This window comes from Acinetobacter sp. UBA6571 (genome assembly GCF_002434085.1).
In the GTDB taxonomy this organism is placed as follows: Bacteria; Pseudomonadota; Gammaproteobacteria; order Pseudomonadales; family Moraxellaceae; genus Acinetobacter; species Acinetobacter radioresistens.
On the sequence record NZ_DJJJ01000010.1, the window covers coordinates 15909 to 31399 of the forward strand.

General features: G+C 44.9%; 13 protein-coding genes. 7 read left to right on the forward strand and 6 right to left on the reverse strand.

Going from position 1 to position 15491, the window contains the following annotated elements; all coding sequences use genetic code 11:
* Positions 1 to 169: 169 nt before the first annotated feature.
* Together ppc and B3X18_RS01305 are read right to left on the reverse strand one after the other, a co-directional pair.
* Complete coding sequence (gene ppc, locus B3X18_RS01300; RefSeq protein ID WP_026444227.1) at positions 170 to 2854, reverse strand: phosphoenolpyruvate carboxylase; 2685 nt, start codon at positions 2852 to 2854, stop codon at positions 170 to 172.
* Positions 2855 to 3005: 151 nt separating this feature from the next.
* Complete coding sequence (locus B3X18_RS01305) at positions 3006 to 3638, reverse strand: TetR/AcrR family transcriptional regulator (protein ID WP_026444228.1); 633 nt, start codon at positions 3636 to 3638, stop codon at positions 3006 to 3008.
* Positions 3639 to 3782: 144 nt separating this feature from the next.
* On the opposite strand from B3X18_RS01305, the gene B3X18_RS01310 reads away from it, so the two are divergent.
* The 4 genes from B3X18_RS01310 (at position 3783) to dnaJ (ending at position 9747) form a co-directional block, all read left to right on the forward strand.
* The gene (locus tag B3X18_RS01310; protein WP_001050644.1) at positions 3783 to 4883 is read left to right on the forward strand and encodes an efflux RND transporter periplasmic adaptor subunit; all 1101 of its coding nucleotides are present in this window, start codon (positions 3783 to 3785) and stop codon (positions 4881 to 4883) included.
* A 2-nt stretch (positions 4884 to 4885) separates the two neighbouring features.
* On the forward strand, positions 4886 to 8008 hold the full coding sequence (locus B3X18_RS01315; protein ID WP_026444229.1) for an efflux RND transporter permease subunit: 3123 nt from the start codon (positions 4886 to 4888) through the stop codon (positions 8006 to 8008).
* Positions 8009 to 8152: 144 nt separating this feature from the next.
* On the forward strand, positions 8153 to 8530 hold the full coding sequence (locus B3X18_RS01320; RefSeq protein WP_026444230.1) for a hypothetical protein: 378 nt from the start codon (positions 8153 to 8155) through the stop codon (positions 8528 to 8530).
* A gap of 104 nt (positions 8531 to 8634) precedes the next feature.
* Positions 8635 to 9747 carry a molecular chaperone DnaJ gene (dnaJ, locus tag B3X18_RS01325; RefSeq protein ID WP_026444231.1) on the forward strand — a complete coding sequence of 371 codons (1113 nt, stop codon included), beginning with the start codon at positions 8635 to 8637 and terminating at the stop codon, positions 9745 to 9747.
* Positions 9748 to 9858: 111 nt separating this feature from the next.
* Here dnaJ and B3X18_RS01330 read toward each other — a convergent pair whose 3' ends face one another.
* The gene (locus tag B3X18_RS01330) at positions 9859 to 10218 is read right to left on the reverse strand and encodes a hypothetical protein (RefSeq protein WP_005017659.1); all 360 of its coding nucleotides are present in this window, start codon (positions 10216 to 10218) and stop codon (positions 9859 to 9861) included.
* Positions 10219 to 10514: 296 nt separating this feature from the next.
* On the opposite strand from B3X18_RS01330, the gene dapB reads away from it, so the two are divergent.
* Positions 10515 to 11336 carry a 4-hydroxy-tetrahydrodipicolinate reductase gene (gene dapB, locus B3X18_RS01335; RefSeq protein WP_005017661.1) on the forward strand — a complete coding sequence of 274 codons (822 nt, stop codon included), beginning with the start codon at positions 10515 to 10517 and terminating at the stop codon, positions 11334 to 11336.
* Between the two features lie 67 nt (positions 11337 to 11403).
* Complete coding sequence (locus tag B3X18_RS01340; RefSeq protein WP_248065551.1) at positions 11404 to 12057, forward strand: START domain-containing protein; 654 nt, start codon at positions 11404 to 11406, stop codon at positions 12055 to 12057.
* A 40-nt stretch (positions 12058 to 12097) separates the two neighbouring features.
* Here B3X18_RS01340 and B3X18_RS01345 read toward each other — a convergent pair whose 3' ends face one another.
* Both B3X18_RS01345 and dkgB read right to left on the reverse strand, forming a co-directional pair.
* Positions 12098 to 13264 carry an MFS transporter gene (locus B3X18_RS01345; RefSeq protein WP_034674844.1) on the reverse strand — a complete coding sequence of 389 codons (1167 nt, stop codon included), beginning with the start codon at positions 13262 to 13264 and terminating at the stop codon, positions 12098 to 12100.
* Between the two features lie 6 nt (positions 13265 to 13270).
* A complete protein-coding gene (gene dkgB, locus B3X18_RS01350; protein ID WP_005017667.1) occupies positions 13271 to 14074 on the reverse strand; it encodes a 2,5-didehydrogluconate reductase DkgB in 804 nt (267 codons plus the stop codon).
* Between the two features lie 110 nt (positions 14075 to 14184).
* Here dkgB and B3X18_RS01355 point away from each other — a divergent pair, with 110 nt between their 5' ends.
* The gene (locus B3X18_RS01355; protein ID WP_005017670.1) at positions 14185 to 15093 is read left to right on the forward strand and encodes a LysR family transcriptional regulator; all 909 of its coding nucleotides are present in this window, start codon (positions 14185 to 14187) and stop codon (positions 15091 to 15093) included.
* Here B3X18_RS01355 and B3X18_RS01360 read toward each other — a convergent pair.
* Complete coding sequence (locus B3X18_RS01360; protein WP_005017672.1) at positions 15072 to 15446, reverse strand: hypothetical protein; 375 nt, start codon at positions 15444 to 15446, stop codon at positions 15072 to 15074. The two genes, B3X18_RS01355 and B3X18_RS01360, sit on opposite strands and share 22 nt — an antisense overlap.
* Between the last annotated feature and the right edge of the window lie 45 nt (positions 15447 to 15491).

Below are 15491 nucleotides of genomic sequence, written 5' to 3' on the forward strand. Positions count from 1 at the left end.
AATAATTTTTGCATGAGATAAAAATAATATGTTTTAAGCAGTATTTTTTTAAAGGAGCCTAATCGGAATGGCAAAACGGATGAGAGCTACATATTGATCTGCCAGTAAATTAAATCTTATTTACTGGCAGAGATTTTAAGTATTTAAAACCTATTTGCTAAAGTATGGATTAGCCTGTGTTACGTAAACCTGCGGCAATACCCGCAATACTGACCATCAGGGCATGGTCAACCGGTGTATGTTCAAGTTGCTGTTCAGCCAGATAGATCCGGCGGCGTTTCATCAATTTGGCCTGTAACAGGTGCAGGGGCAACAGATACGGTTTACGCACCCGCATTGACTGGTCCAGTACTTCATTATGACTGAGCAGCTTGGATTCGCCCTTGAGTGCCAGTAAAGTCTGAACTGCATCTTGCAGACGCTGACGCAACTCTTGTCCAAGTGCTTTGAGTTCAGGATCATCAGTCAGATGAGCCTCATAATATAGCGCTACATGGGCATCGGCCTTGGACAGCACCATTTCCAGCATGTCTATCAGTGTCTGAAAATAAGGCCATTGCTGTAACATTTCATCCAGCAGTTCTTTTTGGCCCTCATCCAGTACCTGATTCAGCGCAGCACCTGTACCCAGCCAGGCAGGGAGCATCAGCCGAATCTGGGTCCAGGCAAATACCCATGGAATAGCACGCAGGGATTCGATACCGCCACTAACTTTACGTTTGGCCGGGCGTGAGCCTAGCGGCAGCATCTGTAGTTCCAGCTCAGGAGTTACAGTACGCAGATATTGCACAAAGTGTGGATTCTCCCGTACAGTCTGGCGATAGACCTGTACTGAAAGATCAGTCATGCAATGCATCAGTTCACGCCATTCGGCTTTAGGTTCTGGCGGTGGCAATAAAGTTGCCTCTAGCGTTGCCGCGGTATAAATTTCCAGATTTTGCAGGGCAATACCTTCCACACCAAATTTGAAGCGGATCATTTCACCCTGTTCTGTTACCCGAATAGCCCCTGATATTGAACCGGGCGGCTGGGAGAATAAAGCCTGCTGGGTCGGTGCTCCACCACGGCTAATAGAACCACCACGACCATGAAACAAAGTCAGCTGAACAGCATGTTGCCGGGCCACCGCAGTTAGCTCTTCCTGAGCACGGTATTGTGCCCAGTTGGCAGACATAAAGCCGGCATCTTTTGCGGAGTCGGAATATCCGATCATTACCTCATGCTTACCCTGAATGTGCTGTCTGTACCAGTGCATATTGAACAGTGTCGCCATCGTAGCGGCTGCACCATCCAGATCCTTTAAGGTTTCGAACAGGGGCACAACACGCAATGGTCGTTGTATACCTGCTTCTTTTTGCAGTAGCAGTACGGCCAGTACATCGCTCGGGTACTCCGCCATAGATATAATATAAGCACCCAGGCTTTCAGATGGCTGTTCGGCCAAGGTCTGCATGGTCGCAAACACTTCCTGAACATCGGGATGCAGGATCAGACTTTGTGCCGGCTCATTGAAGTGTTTAGGCAGTAAAGGCCGTTTACTTTGTAATTCCTGCAACAAGAAGTTCTGGCGTGCCTGTTCTGTCCAGGTGTCAAAATTTCCCAGACCCAAGTATTCAGTAATGGCCGAGATGGCTTGGCGATGACGGCCCGACTCCTGACGGACATCCAGTTTTAAGAGTTCGATACCAAAACAGTTAACCCGACGGATAAAATCCAGCAGTCGGCCATTGGCAATTTCTGGCAGGTTACAGGCCATCAGTGAGCGATAACAGAGAAGTAAAGGCTGGAGTAATTCGTCCTTGCTATGAATAACAAGGCTGGCGTCAGCATCTTGCCCCTGTAATTTCTGTGCAAGCCAGTGACGGGTAGCGCGTAAACGTTCGCGTGTTTGACGCAGATATTCCCGGTAGGGTTCAGGGTGGGTATATCCCAACGCTTCGCTCATTTCCTCGGAGCAGTTCTGAATGGAAAGTTCCCAGCGCAAGGCTTCAATATCACGTACATACAGATCAGCAGCCTGCCAGCGTGATAGCCATAAAACTTCCTGTGTAACCTGATGGGTTACATTCGGATTCCCGTCCCGGTCGCCGCCCATCCATGAAGCAAAGCGAATAGGTGCAACTTCGAGCGGCAGAGGTCGGCCACAATGCTCGAGTACCAGCTGATCCAGTTCATGAATAAATTTAGGTACAGCATTCCACAGGGTTTGTTCAATAGTGGTAAAACCCCATTTTGCCTCATCAATCGGGGTTGGACGATGCTGGCGGATTTCATCGGTTTGCCAGGCTGAACAGATCAGCTGCTTCATTTCATCCAGCACACTCTGACGTTCATGAGGGGTCAGTTTTTGCTGGTCCAGACGCGACAGGCACTGGTTGATTCCGTCATATTTCTGAATCAGGGTACGGCGGCTGACTTCTGTAGGATGTGCGGTCAGTACCAGCTCGATCTTGAGTTCACAAACTTGCTGGTAGAGCGCATCAGCACTGATATCTTTTTGTTTAAATTTCTGAAACAGGTGATCAAGCGGGTTTGGAGAAGGAGCATTTTCATCGAATTCATGCTGTCTCCGGCTGCGGACCAGATGATATTGCTCGGCAATATTGGCAAAGTTCAGAAAATGGGAAAAAGCCCGGGTCAGGGGCAGAATTTCTTCATCTTTTAATGTTGAAAATAGTTCTTCGAGCTGTTTTTCTGCTTCTTTTTGTCCGTCACGCGCACCTTTAGCTAAAGCACGAATCTGTTCAATCTGATTAAACAAATCCTGTCCCGCATGCAGTTTGAGGGTTTCACCCAGAAGATTACCGAGCAAACGGACATCTTCACGTAACGGGGCATCAATTTGTTGAATCATCACCTTTCTCCTGAGGCTGTTTTCCTTATATCTTTTTGACTATACCGCGATTATGTGACTTGCCAAGACAGAGAATTTGAATTCCTGATCTTTTGTGCAAAAAATAACAGGCAATACAGTTAAATTTTTTAAAATAGAGTAGAGGTCTGGTTCAAGGTAGAGATGAGCGAACCTGATAGCGTAATAAAAACAGTTCAATGGCCTGCTGAATCATGCAGTCACGTTCTTGCTGATCTGGGACCGGCTGCATACCAAGTAATACATGCTGATGTCGGATACCCAATAACAGGGAAAGTAATAGCTCGGTATACATGACCGGGGCAGCTGGCTGAATAAAGCTCAACTCAATAGCCTGGCGGAAGAAATCTGTCAGGCTATTGGTCAGGCGCTGATGCGAAGCCTTAAAAAACTGTTCTACCAGAGGACTCTGCTCGGCTGCCAGCTGCAGCAGGATATATTCGAGCTTGAGCGCTTCTGGCAGGTAAATTAAATGTAATACCCGGCTACAGACCTGATACAGCTCTTTAGCAAAATGGCTTTGTGCATGCAGACTGAACTGGCGGGCCGGTATCGCTTCCTCGCAACTTTCTTCAATGGCACAGGTAAATAAAGTGGCTTTGTCCTGAAAATGATTATAGACCGTCAGCTTGGTTACACCGGTTTCAGATGCAATCTGGTTCATACTGGAGCCGTGATAGCCCTGTTTTAAAAACATACACTTGGCTGCGGCCAGGATCCGGGCTCGTTTTTCCAAATCTTTAGGACGACCTGCTGTTATTTGCACACCATTATCCAGAAACTTTAAATAAAAGAAGAATTAAAAATATTTTAATTTATGTACCGCGCGGTATATTAATTAAAAAACAAACAAACTATGATGCAAATATATTGTGCCTTAAAAAACCAGTTTGAATAAGAGCGATAAGATATGAATCTGTTAAAACCTCTCATCATGAGTATGATGATTGTTTGCATGGTCACATTAATGGGGTGTAGTAAAGAGGCTCCCAAAACAGAAGAAATACCCTATGTGATGGTGACCCAGCCTTCAACCACACTTCACGAACAAAAAAGCTATGCTGGAGATGTACAGGCTCGACAACAAACTGCCTTGGCATTTCGGGTGGGTGGACAAGTTACGGCTCGCTATGTGGATGTAGGTGACCGGGTTAGAGTTGGGCAAGTATTAGCAAAACTCGATGTGGCGGATGCACAGCTACAATTAAATGCTGCCAAAGCTCAATTAGAAAACGCACAGGCAGCAGCAAAAACAGCCTCAGATGAGCTTAAGCGGTTTCAACAATTATTACCCATAAATGCCGTAAGCCGTTCGCAATACGATACGGTAAAAAATCAATATGATGCGGCTCAGGCAGCATTACAACAAGCTCGTTCTAATTATGAAGTTTCTGCCAACCAGACTGGTTATAACCAACTTGTTTCTAATAAAAACGGGGTGATTACAGCGCGTAATATTGAAATTGGACAGGTGGTTGCAGCAGGGCAAGCGGCTTATCAACTGGCAATTGATGGTGAACGTGAAGTGGTCATCGGCGTACCGGAACAAGCAGTTAGCGAGATTAAAGTTGGCCAAGCGGCATGGATAACTTTGTGGTCTAAACCGAACGAACGATTTGCCGGATATGTACGCGAAGTTTCTCCAGCTGCTGACCAGTCCCGTACATTCACAGTTAAGGTGGCACTCAAAGAAGGTCAGTCTGCTATTCAGCTTGGACAAAGTGCACGCGTATTTTTTAGTTCGACTCAAACTAATGTCATGAGTGTGCCACTTTCGAGTGTATCTGCAACAGATAACCAACCTTATGTATGGGTGGTAAATGCGAATCAGACCTTACGTAAAGTACCTGTAACGATTGGTGCTTATGGCAGAGATAGTGTGCCGGTATTATCGGGTTTAACACCAAATGATTGGGTTGTGATTGGTGGTGTGCACTTGCTGCGCGATAAACAGAAGATTCACCCGATTGATCGTGAAAATCGTGCAGTGAAAATTCAGGGAGCCAAATAACCATGAAATTTAATCTCTCTGAATGGGCACTGAACAATAAAGGTATTGTCCTTTATTTCATGCTCTTGCTAGGCATTATTGGTGCAATTTCTTATTCAAAACTCTCACAAAGTGAAGATCCGCCATTTACCTTTAAAGTCATGGTCGTACAAACCTACTGGCCAGGGGCAACAGCCAAAGAAGTTTCTACTTTAGTTACGGACCGTATCGAAAAGGAACTGATGACCACAGGTCAGTATGACAAGATTATGGCGTATTCCCGTCCAGGCGAGTCGATGGTGACTTTTGTTGCTAAAGATTCTCTCACTTCTGCGCAAATTCCTGATGTTTGGTACAACGTTCGGAAGAAGGTCAATGACATTCGCCATGAACTCCCAAGTGGGGTGCAAGGTCCATTTTTTAATGATGAATTTGGCGATACCTTCGGTAATATTTATGTACTGACAGGCAAAGACTTTGACTATGCGCTTTTGAAAGAATATGCCGATCGTTTGCAATTACAACTACAGAGAGTCAAAGATGTAGGCAAAGTTGAGCTGATTGGGCTACAAGATCAGAAAATCTGGATTGAAATTTCAAACACTAAAGCGGTTCAGCTCGGTATTCCTGTTTCTGCCATACAAGAAGCCCTACAAAAGCAAAATAGCATGGCAAGTGCAGGCTTTTTTGAAACTGGAACGGATCGTATTCAAATTCGAGTAAGTGGCCAACTACAAAGCGTAGATGACATTAAAAAAATGCCTTTACTGGTAGGCGATAAAACCATTCAGCTTGGTGACGTTGCTGATGTCTACCGTGGTTTTAGCCAACCTGCTCAGCCGCGTATGCGTTTTATGGGTGACAATGGTATTGGTATTGCCGTATCTATGCGTAAAGGCGGCGATATTATTGCCTTAGGTAAAAATCTGGAAACAGAATTTGCCCAACTGCAAAAAACATTACCTCTAGGTATGAAACTACAAAAAGTATCTGACCAACCAGTAGCGGTACAACGTAGTATCCATGAGTTTGTCAAAGTACTTGCTGAAGCAGTCATTATTGTCTTGTTAGTGAGCTTTTTCTCATTAGGTTTCCGGACGGGTTTAGTCGTCGCTTTTTCCATTCCTTTGGTTTTAGCAATGACTTTTGCTGGCATGAATTTATTTGATGTCGGTCTGCACAAGATTTCGCTTGGTGCCCTAATTCTAGCTTTGGGTTTGCTTGTAGATGATGCCATTATTGCGGTCGAGATGATGGCCATTAAGATGGAGCAGGGGTATAGCCGAATTAAGGCCGCCGGATTTGCATGGAAAACAACAGCATTTCCGATGTTGACGGGGACATTAATTACCGCCGCAGGCTTTTTACCTATTGCTACGGCTCAGTCCAGTACAGGTGAATACACACGCTCTATCTTTCAGGTCGTGACGATTGCTTTATTGGTGTCTTGGGTTGCCGCAGTTTTATTTGTACCTTATTTGGGTGAAAAACTACTACCTGATTTTACCAAGACAGGTCATCAAGCACCTTGGTATGTCCGTTTATGGGCAAGAATAACTAAAAAACCGCAACCGCAAAGTGTGGCCATTTCACAGGACCATCATTACGATCCTTATCAATCTAGTTTCTATTTACGTTTTCGGAAAATGGTCGAGTTTTGTGTGACCTACCGTAAAACCGTGATTGCAACAACGGTGGGGATTTTTGTGCTGTCTGTACTCATGTTTAAGATGGTGCCACAGCAGTTTTTCCCGCCTTCAAACCGCGCTGAAATTTTAGTCGATTTAAAACTCGAAGAAGGCGCATCGTTAACCGCTACAGAGCAAGCGGTGAAAAAAGTTGAACAATTCCTGTCTAAACAAAAAGGTATTGATAATTATGTAGCCTATGTCGGTACAGGTTCACCACGTTTTTATTTACCTCTAGACCAGCAATTACCGCAAGCCAGCTTTGCGCAGTTTGTTGTTTTGGCATCGTCGCTTGATGATCGTGATGAAATTCGCCGTTCGTTAGAAACCCAAATTAAGCAGTTACTCCCACAAGTCCGTACTCGTGTGTCATTACTGGAAAATGGGCCTCCGGTCGGATATCCGATTCAGTACCGGGTTTCAGGTGAAGATTTAAATCTGGTACGTAAAGAAGCACAGCAGGTTGCTAGAGTAATTAGTGAAAACCCGAATACCACCAATGTGCATTTGGATTGGGGCGAGCCAAGCAAGATTATTTCCATTCAAATTGATCAAGACCGTGCGCGACAAATGGGTGTGTCCAGTCTCGATTTAGCTAACTTCTTGAACGCCTCAATTACAGGTAGCGCAATTGAACAGTATCGTGAAAAGCGTGAGCTGATCGAAATCCGATTACGTGGTGATAAAGCTGAGCGCGTTGAAGTAGCTTCACTGGCGAGCCTTGCAGTACCAACAGCGAATGGAACAACTGTGCCTCTAGCCCAGATTGCGAAAATTGAATACAAATTTGAAGATGGTCTGATTTGGCACCGGAATCGGTTACCGACAATTACTGTTCGTGCAGATATTCGTACCAATTTACAGCCAGCTACTGTTGTTGGTGAGTTAGCTGAATCAATGGACAAGTTACGCGCTGAGCTGCCAAGTGGCTACCTCATTGAAGTGGGGGGAACAGTGGAAGAGTCGGCACGCGGACAAAGTTCGGTCAATGCCGGTATGCCACTCTTTTTGGCAGTGGTCATGACATTACTCATGATTCAGCTGAAGAGTTTGTCTCGGGCAACAATTGTATTTTTGACTGCACCATTAGGCTTAATTGGCGTTGTTTTATTCTTACTTTTGTTTAATAAACCATTTGGTTTTGTTGCCATGCTGGGCACGATTGCCCTGTCTGGCATGATTATGCGTAACTCTCTGATCCTGATTGACCAGATCGAGCAGGACATACAGGCCGGTCATGATCGCTGGAATGCCATTATTGATGCGACGGTTCGGCGTTTCCGTCCTATTATTCTGACGGCCTTGGCGGCGGTTCTGGCCATGATCCCCCTATCACGCAGTATTTTTTTCGGTCCGATGGCTGTAGCGATTATGGGTGGACTGATTATTGCGACGCTGTTAACACTATTTTTCTTGCCAGCTTTATATGCAGCATGGTTTAAGGTGAAAAAACCGTAAATATGCAGTAATTTTTGCTGAATATGAGGTGCGAAATATTGAAAACTTCAATATAGTAGCACCTTATCTTTTACACAAAATAACACAGCAAATTTCATTGCATAAAAATAACTGATGCATGCAATGAATGAGGTCAGAGAATCCATGAGGCAAGACCATATCGAACAGCATCGCCGTTATATTGTAATTTCTTATGCGTTCATGTTTCTTGCATTGTTTACGGTTATTTTTGCGGCCTTTGCTTATCTGGTCGCTCGTAAAGTAGCTGTTGTGGATGATGCGGAAGTTTGGATTCATGCTCATGCGCTATGGATTATGCGCAATGGTATTCTATTCCTCCTCATGTCAGTTTTTGCTGTGGTCTGGTTTATTCCTCTCTTCTTTTTTGCATGGGATAGCAACCTTTGGGTAACGGCTTCAACAGTTGCTGGTGTAGTTTTTAGTGCTATTGCCTGGTTATTTTTATTAAATGCATGGTTAAAAGGCTTGTCTAAATATTTAAAAAATAAGGCAGTTTTTTAATATATCTGTTTTTTGAAAGTTTTCCCCTTGTAAATTCGGCTAAAGCCCCCCATTTAGTCGGCAATAGAGTATTGATAAAATTTCCGTGAGGAGCACCGCCAAACATGGCTAAACGTGATTATTATGAGGTTTTAGGCGTTTCAAAAACCGCAAGTGATGATGAGATTAAAAAAGCCTATCGTAAATTGGCGATGAAATATCATCCTGACAGAAACCCTGACAATGCCGAGGCTGAAGAAAAATTTAAAGAAGCTTCTGAAGCTTATGAGATTTTATCGGACAGCGAAAAACGCAGCATGTATGACCGTATGGGACATAATGCGTTTGAAGGCGGCTTTGGTGGCGCTGGTGGTGGCTTTGGCGGTTTCAGTGCAGAAGATATTTTTAGCCAGTTCGGTGATATCTTTGGTGGAGCGTTTGGTGGCGGCGGACGTCAGCAACGCCAACGTCGCGGTTCAGATTTACGCTATGTAATGGAACTTACCCTTGAGGAAGCTGTAAAAGGGGTTAAAAAAACAATTACCTTTACTGCTCCAGCACCATGTGATGTGTGTGATGGTAAAGGCTCTAAAAATCCAAAAGATGTAGAAACTTGTAAAACTTGTCACGGTTCAGGACAAGTGCGTATGCAGCAAGGTTTCTTCTCTGTACAACAAACTTGTGGCACTTGTCGTGGCCAAGGTAAAATTATTAAAAACCCATGTCATGCCTGTCATGGTTCCGGTGTTGCAGACCGTCAGCAGACTCTGGAGGTTACGATTCCTGCAGGTGTGGATAATGGTGACCGGGTACGTCTGAGTGGCAAGGGCGAAGCTATTCGTGATGGCCAGTCAGGTGACCTCTATGTTGAAGTCGTAGTGCGTGAGCATGAAATCTTCCAGCGTGATGGGGCTGATCTGTATATGGATGTGCCTGTCAGCATTGCTGATGCAGCGCTTGGCAAGGAAATCCAGATTCCTACACTTGAAGGCCGTGTAAGTCTGAAAATTCCTGAAGGTACCCAGACCGGAAAGCTGTTCCGTTTACGGGGTAAAGGCGTACGTCCGGTACGTAGCAGCATGGTAGGCGATCTGCTTTGCCGTATCGTGATTGAAACTCCGGTCAATCTGACCAGCCATCAACGTGAACTGCTAAAAGAATTGCAGGCCTCTTTTGATGGTGAAGACAGTACGTCTTCACCGAAGAAAAAGTCATTCTTTGATCGCCTGTTTGACTAAGCAGGTGCTCTGAGATAAAAGGCAGCTATTGAGGAGCTTTTCTTCATAGCTGCTTTTTCTTATTTAAAATAATCTGGAATACTTAACAAACCTGTCTGTTTAGTCATAGGTTTATTCTGGCTGTATGGCATCAATATCATTCCAGCTTACCAGTTCTTCCTGCCCAGTGGCTGAGGTAGAGGCCTGGAGTATACTCTGCTGGGTAACCTGTGCCGCAGAAGACTGTTCCTGTATTCTACTTGTCTGCTCATCGGGCATAATAGTGTCAATTTCCTCGACTGCAATACTTGTAGCTGTTTCATTCTGAACCTGTACTGTCCCAGACGGTAAAGAGGTCTGGCGCAGAGTCGTCGTGATGCGTGCTGTAGATAAATTTGCCAGTGTATCGCCCGCTTGAACTACCGGCTCAGCCCAGACTGCACCCGTACACAGTATTAAAACGATTCCCAAACCCGTAAAGTGAAAGCGCATATCTTTTCCTTATTTGATGACACCCAATGGTGCTGGCTAGTCTGCGCCTGCTTGTTTAAAGAATTGTGAAAAATACGAAATTGTCTGAACATTTTTTAATATTTTTCAGCAGTTAACTGGATAAATAAAGTCATGAATGAGCTAAAAATATTGCTTCTTCTTTGAACTGCTTGTTTTCTTAATGGTTCATTTTTATAAAGGAACTTTAAGCCATAATTTTTCCAGACAAGTTTCAGAGAGCGGGAAGAGTTTTGTTATAGTAGAGCAATTTTAAAGATGACTGCAGGGAAAATGTTATGTCAGCAACTCCACGTATTGGTGTTTTAGGTGCAGGTGGCCGTATGGGCCGGATTCTGGTTCAGGCTGTCCAGCAGGCAGGTTACCAGCTGGCAGCAGCAGTAGAGCGTCCAGAGAGCTCACTGGTAGGAGCCGATGCGGGTGAGCTGGCAGGTATTGGTACGCTGGGAGTCAAAGTATCTGGTCAGCTGGCTGACGTGCTTAATGATTGTGATGTAATCATTGATTTTACTGCACCTGCTGCCACTGAACAGCACTTGAAACTTTGCCGTGAAGCAGGGGTAGCAATGGTCATTGGAACCACTGGCATGAATGATGAACAAAAAGCCGTACTGGAAGAAAGTGCTAGCCAGACACCTGTAGTTTATGCAGCCAATTATTCAGTTGGAGTCAATGTGTCGATCAAACTGCTCGAGCTTGCAGCAAAAGTGTTTGGTGATACAGTTGATATTGAAGTGATTGAAGCACATCACCGTCATAAAGTCGATGCTCCATCGGGTACTGCGCTCATGATGGGTGAAGCGATTGCGGATACCTTGGGCCGTAATTTAAAAGAAGTGGCAGTTTATGGCCGCGAAGGCCATACTGGCCCACGTGAGCGTCAGACCATTGGCTTTGAAACTATTCGTGGTGGCGATATTGTTGGTGAGCATACTGTCATGTTTATCGGGGAAGGTGAGCGTGTCGAAGTGACCCATAAGGCAACCAACCGGATGAATTTTGCCGCCGGTGCAGTACGTGCAGCCGCATGGGTCGTTGGACGTGAAGCAGGTAAATATGATATGAAAGATGTGCTTGGATTCAATGATATCCAGATGTAGCGCTAATGGCCCTTTTCAGGAAGAAAGGGGCCTGATTACACTTATATAAAAAGTATGAAAAATAAAAATGAGAAAGAAAACTATATTCAATATTTGCTTGATGTTACTGAGTCTGTTAATTACTCAATTTACCTCGGCAGAGCAGGCCAGACTAAAAATTAATAAACAGAATATCAAAGTCTGGACTTACCAGATGTCTCGCAACCCGGCTGCATCCTATAAGGCAGAGACAGTATTTAATGTACCCTTGGAACGGGCTGTTGCGCTGATTATGGATGTTGAGCGTGCCCAACAATGGGTCCCCTATATGGGGAAAATCAGTATATTAAACCGAGATGATCAAGCTGGAGAATTTTTGCTGCATGTGGTAATGGACTTACCTTTTCCGCTTAAAGATCGTGACCTTATTATTCAAAGTAAAATTACTAGAGAGCGTAATGGTACAGTGAATATCCGTAACCGGGGTATGGCAGACTCCCGTTTTAGTCAGCCTGACTATATACGTCTTCAAGACTATCAGGGAGACTGGACTTTTCAGCGTCTAGGTGCAAATAAAGTTAAAGTCACCACAATGGGATATGTAAACCCGGAAGGCAGTTTACCCATCAGTTTTATGAACATGTTTGTGGAACAGCAGCCTTACCAAATGCTTAAAATCATGCGATCCGAGCTTGAACGGCCTATGTATATCAATGCCAAACTTCCTGTAGCTATTCAATAACGTTATTTCAGCCTGCCTTACAGGCTGAAATTGATAACACTTATGATTCACAGGCTATGGAAGGCTGTTGTCCTTTCCTCTGGATGAATACCAGAAGCAGGCCTACTATGCTCAGTACTGCGCCACTGACCGACACTGCCATATAACTCCAGCCCATGCTAAGTACGGCACCACCCGCTACAGCGCCAAGCGCATTACCCAGATTAAATGCCCCGATATTAACTGAGGACGCAAGTCCTGGTGCATCATGAGCGGCTGACATTACCCGCATCTGTAAAGGGGGTACCAGAGCAAAGGTGGCTATGCCCCAGATCACCAGTCCGACTGCTGCCCCCAGTGGATTTTTTGCCAGTAACGGAAAGAGCAGCATACTGACGATCAGCAATACAAAGAAACCGATTAGGGTTTTGTCCAGAGACAGGTCAGCAAATTTTCCGCCTAAATGATTGCCGATCGAGAAACCTATACCAATCAGTACCAGCATCAAGGTAATGAATCCTGGAGATGCCTGGGTAAATTCAACCAGGCTCGGGGCAATATAGGTATACAGGGTAAACATTGCACCAGAGGCCAATACTGTGGTCAGCATTGCCAGTACGACCGGCCTGCGTGTCAATACTTTCAGCTCAGCTCTTACATCAGGCCTGCTACCTCTATGGTCTTTAGGTAAGGCTTTCCATAAAGATAGCATCGTCAGCAGACCAAGACCGGTAATTGCCAGAAAGGACATTCGCCAGCCAATATTTTGTCCAACCCAGGTTGCCAGAGGGACACCACCAATATTGGCAACAGTCAAACCCATAAACATAGCTGCTACTGCGCTGGTCTGTTTATGGACCGGAACGACACTGGCGGCTACTACAGACCCGATTCCAAAAAATGCACCGTGGTTTAAACTGGTGATAAGACGTGCACCCATCAGACTCATATAACTGGGAGAAACTGCTGCCAGCAAATTACCTATAGTGAAAATAGCCATAAGCAGAATAAGTGCCTTACGGCGGCTAAAGCTGCTAAACCATAAAGTCATCACTGGTGCGCCAAGCATTACGCCCAGCGCATAACCAGTAATCAGCATACCAGCTCTCGGAATAGAAACATCAAGATCCCCGGCAATATCAGGTAACAGTCCCATTGGCGAGAATTCGGTTGTACCAATCGCAAACGCACCGACTGCAAGGGCAAGCAGCGGAAAATTAATTTTCATCCGTACTTAATCCCATACTGGTGCTAGCTGCTCCGGACTGATTTCCCGTCCATTACGTTCAAGTTCGGCGATTTTCTGCATTTCTTCATGGCTCAGCAGAATTTTCTGGGCTTCTAGGTTACTGAGCAGATGCTCACGCTTGGTAGAAGATGGAATTACTGAAAAGCCCTGCTGCATAGCCCATGCCAGGGCAATCTGGGCGGTACTCGCTTCATGTAAGGCTGCAATACGCATAAGAACAGGGTCTTGCAGCACCTTGCCATAAGCCAGTGTCATATAAGAGGTAACCTGTATATTCTGGCTCTGCAGATATTGCACTAATGTACGGTTTTGCAAATAAGGGCTTAGCTCGATCTGGTTGGTTACAATCTGGTCTGGTCCAACTGCTGCAATCGCCTCTTCTGTCTGGGCAATATTGAAATTGGACACACCAATATGTTCGGTGAGTCCCAGCTTTTTGGCTTGATACAGGCTCTGCACCAGTTCAGCAGCAGAGTAGCCCAGACCGGGGGCTGGCCAATGAATGAGTGTCAAGTTCACAGCATCTGTCTGTAACTTGTGCAGGCTGTCCTTCAGGCTGGCAATCATCCGTTCTGGTGCATAATTTTCAGTCCAGATCTTGGTGGTTAAGAAAAGCTCCTGTCGGGAGACCTTACTTTGCTGTATGGCTGTACCAACTTCTGCTTCATTACCATAAATCTGGGCTGTATCAATCGCCCGGTATCCAACATCGAGTGCCTGGCTGACTGAATCAATGACGGTTTGACCGGACAGGCGAAAGGTACCTACACCGATTTTAGGAATAATCATCGTAACCTCGACTATTTTTAAAAGTTAAGATTATTTTGTCGGAAGCTTTGTTGCTAAAAAAGTAGATAATCTGCAAAATATTATTGTTAATTTGTCATTAATTGGATGTGATGAAATCTACTTTTGAAGAGCTGCAGGTTTTTGTCAGTATTGTGGATAGTGGTTCGATTGTTAAGGCGTCTGAACAGCTCGGCCAGTTAACTTCTGGTTTAAGCCGTATTTTGCAGCGTCTGGAGAGTAAGTTAAACGTTACGTTACTGGAACGTACTACCCGCAAGCTCTCGCTGACACAGGAAGGCCAGCTGTTTCTAGAGCGTGCACGCAAGATTATCAATGAGCTGAACGATGCTGAAGAGCTGCTGCTTAAATCTGACCACGAGGTTTCCGGTAAAATCCGGATCGACTCGGCCACCCCCTTTGTGCTACATGTAATTGCTCCACTCATGCAGAAATTTATGCAGCGCTATCCATATATTGAAATTGAACTGAACAGCCATGACCAGATTATTGACCTTTTAGAACATCGGACCGATGTGGCTATCCGTTTTGGTCAGCTGAATGATTCAAGTCTGCATGCTCGTTTACTCACTCAAAGCCGCTTATATATAGTTGCAAGCCCCGCTTATCTGGAACAGTATGGCACTCCACAAACTGCTGGGGAGCTATTGCAGCATCAGTTAATCGGGTTTAGTTCTCCCAAGCATTTGAACACTTGGCCTCTCAAACTGGGTAATGAATACTTTACCGCAACTGCACCAATTCGGGCATCTAATGGTGAGACTGTACGGCAGCTGGCCCTGTTGCATCATGGAATTACCTGCCTGTCTGAATTTCTGGTGGGTCAGGATCTGGCCCAGAACAGACTAGTTGCCTTGTTTGAAGACCAGATTGAATTACATTATCAGCCTATTCATGCGGTTTATTATCAGCAGGAACATTTACCAAAACGGGTCAGGCTACTGATCGAATATCTGGTACAGGAATTAAGCTCGGGTTTTCATTTTGAACCATTTACCTGAGAGGCTGGCACAGGCAAACGGAGCTCAAATAATGGGAGCCTGAGCTGTCTGGATGTCTGCAATAATTCGAGTCGTAAATGCTGCTGCTGTTGTGAACAGACAAACTCGATTTTAGGCTGGAGTAGACCTGTCATAATCAGCCCGTTTTCAGTAGGTTTCTTATAAAGATAATGCCACTCTGTGCTGGAAGGGAGTGCTGTAATTTTCCAGAGCTGATAGCCAGGCAGTGACTGCATTTTTAAATAACCTCCAATTAATGACTGACACAGTGCATTTTGAGAAGTATTCTGCTGATATTGTGGCTGGCAAGCTGCTAGCCATAGACAAATAAATAATAAAGTACAAGTTTTCATCAAGTTTTGCTCAATTTTAATTTTTTTCAGCTTAAACCTATGCTA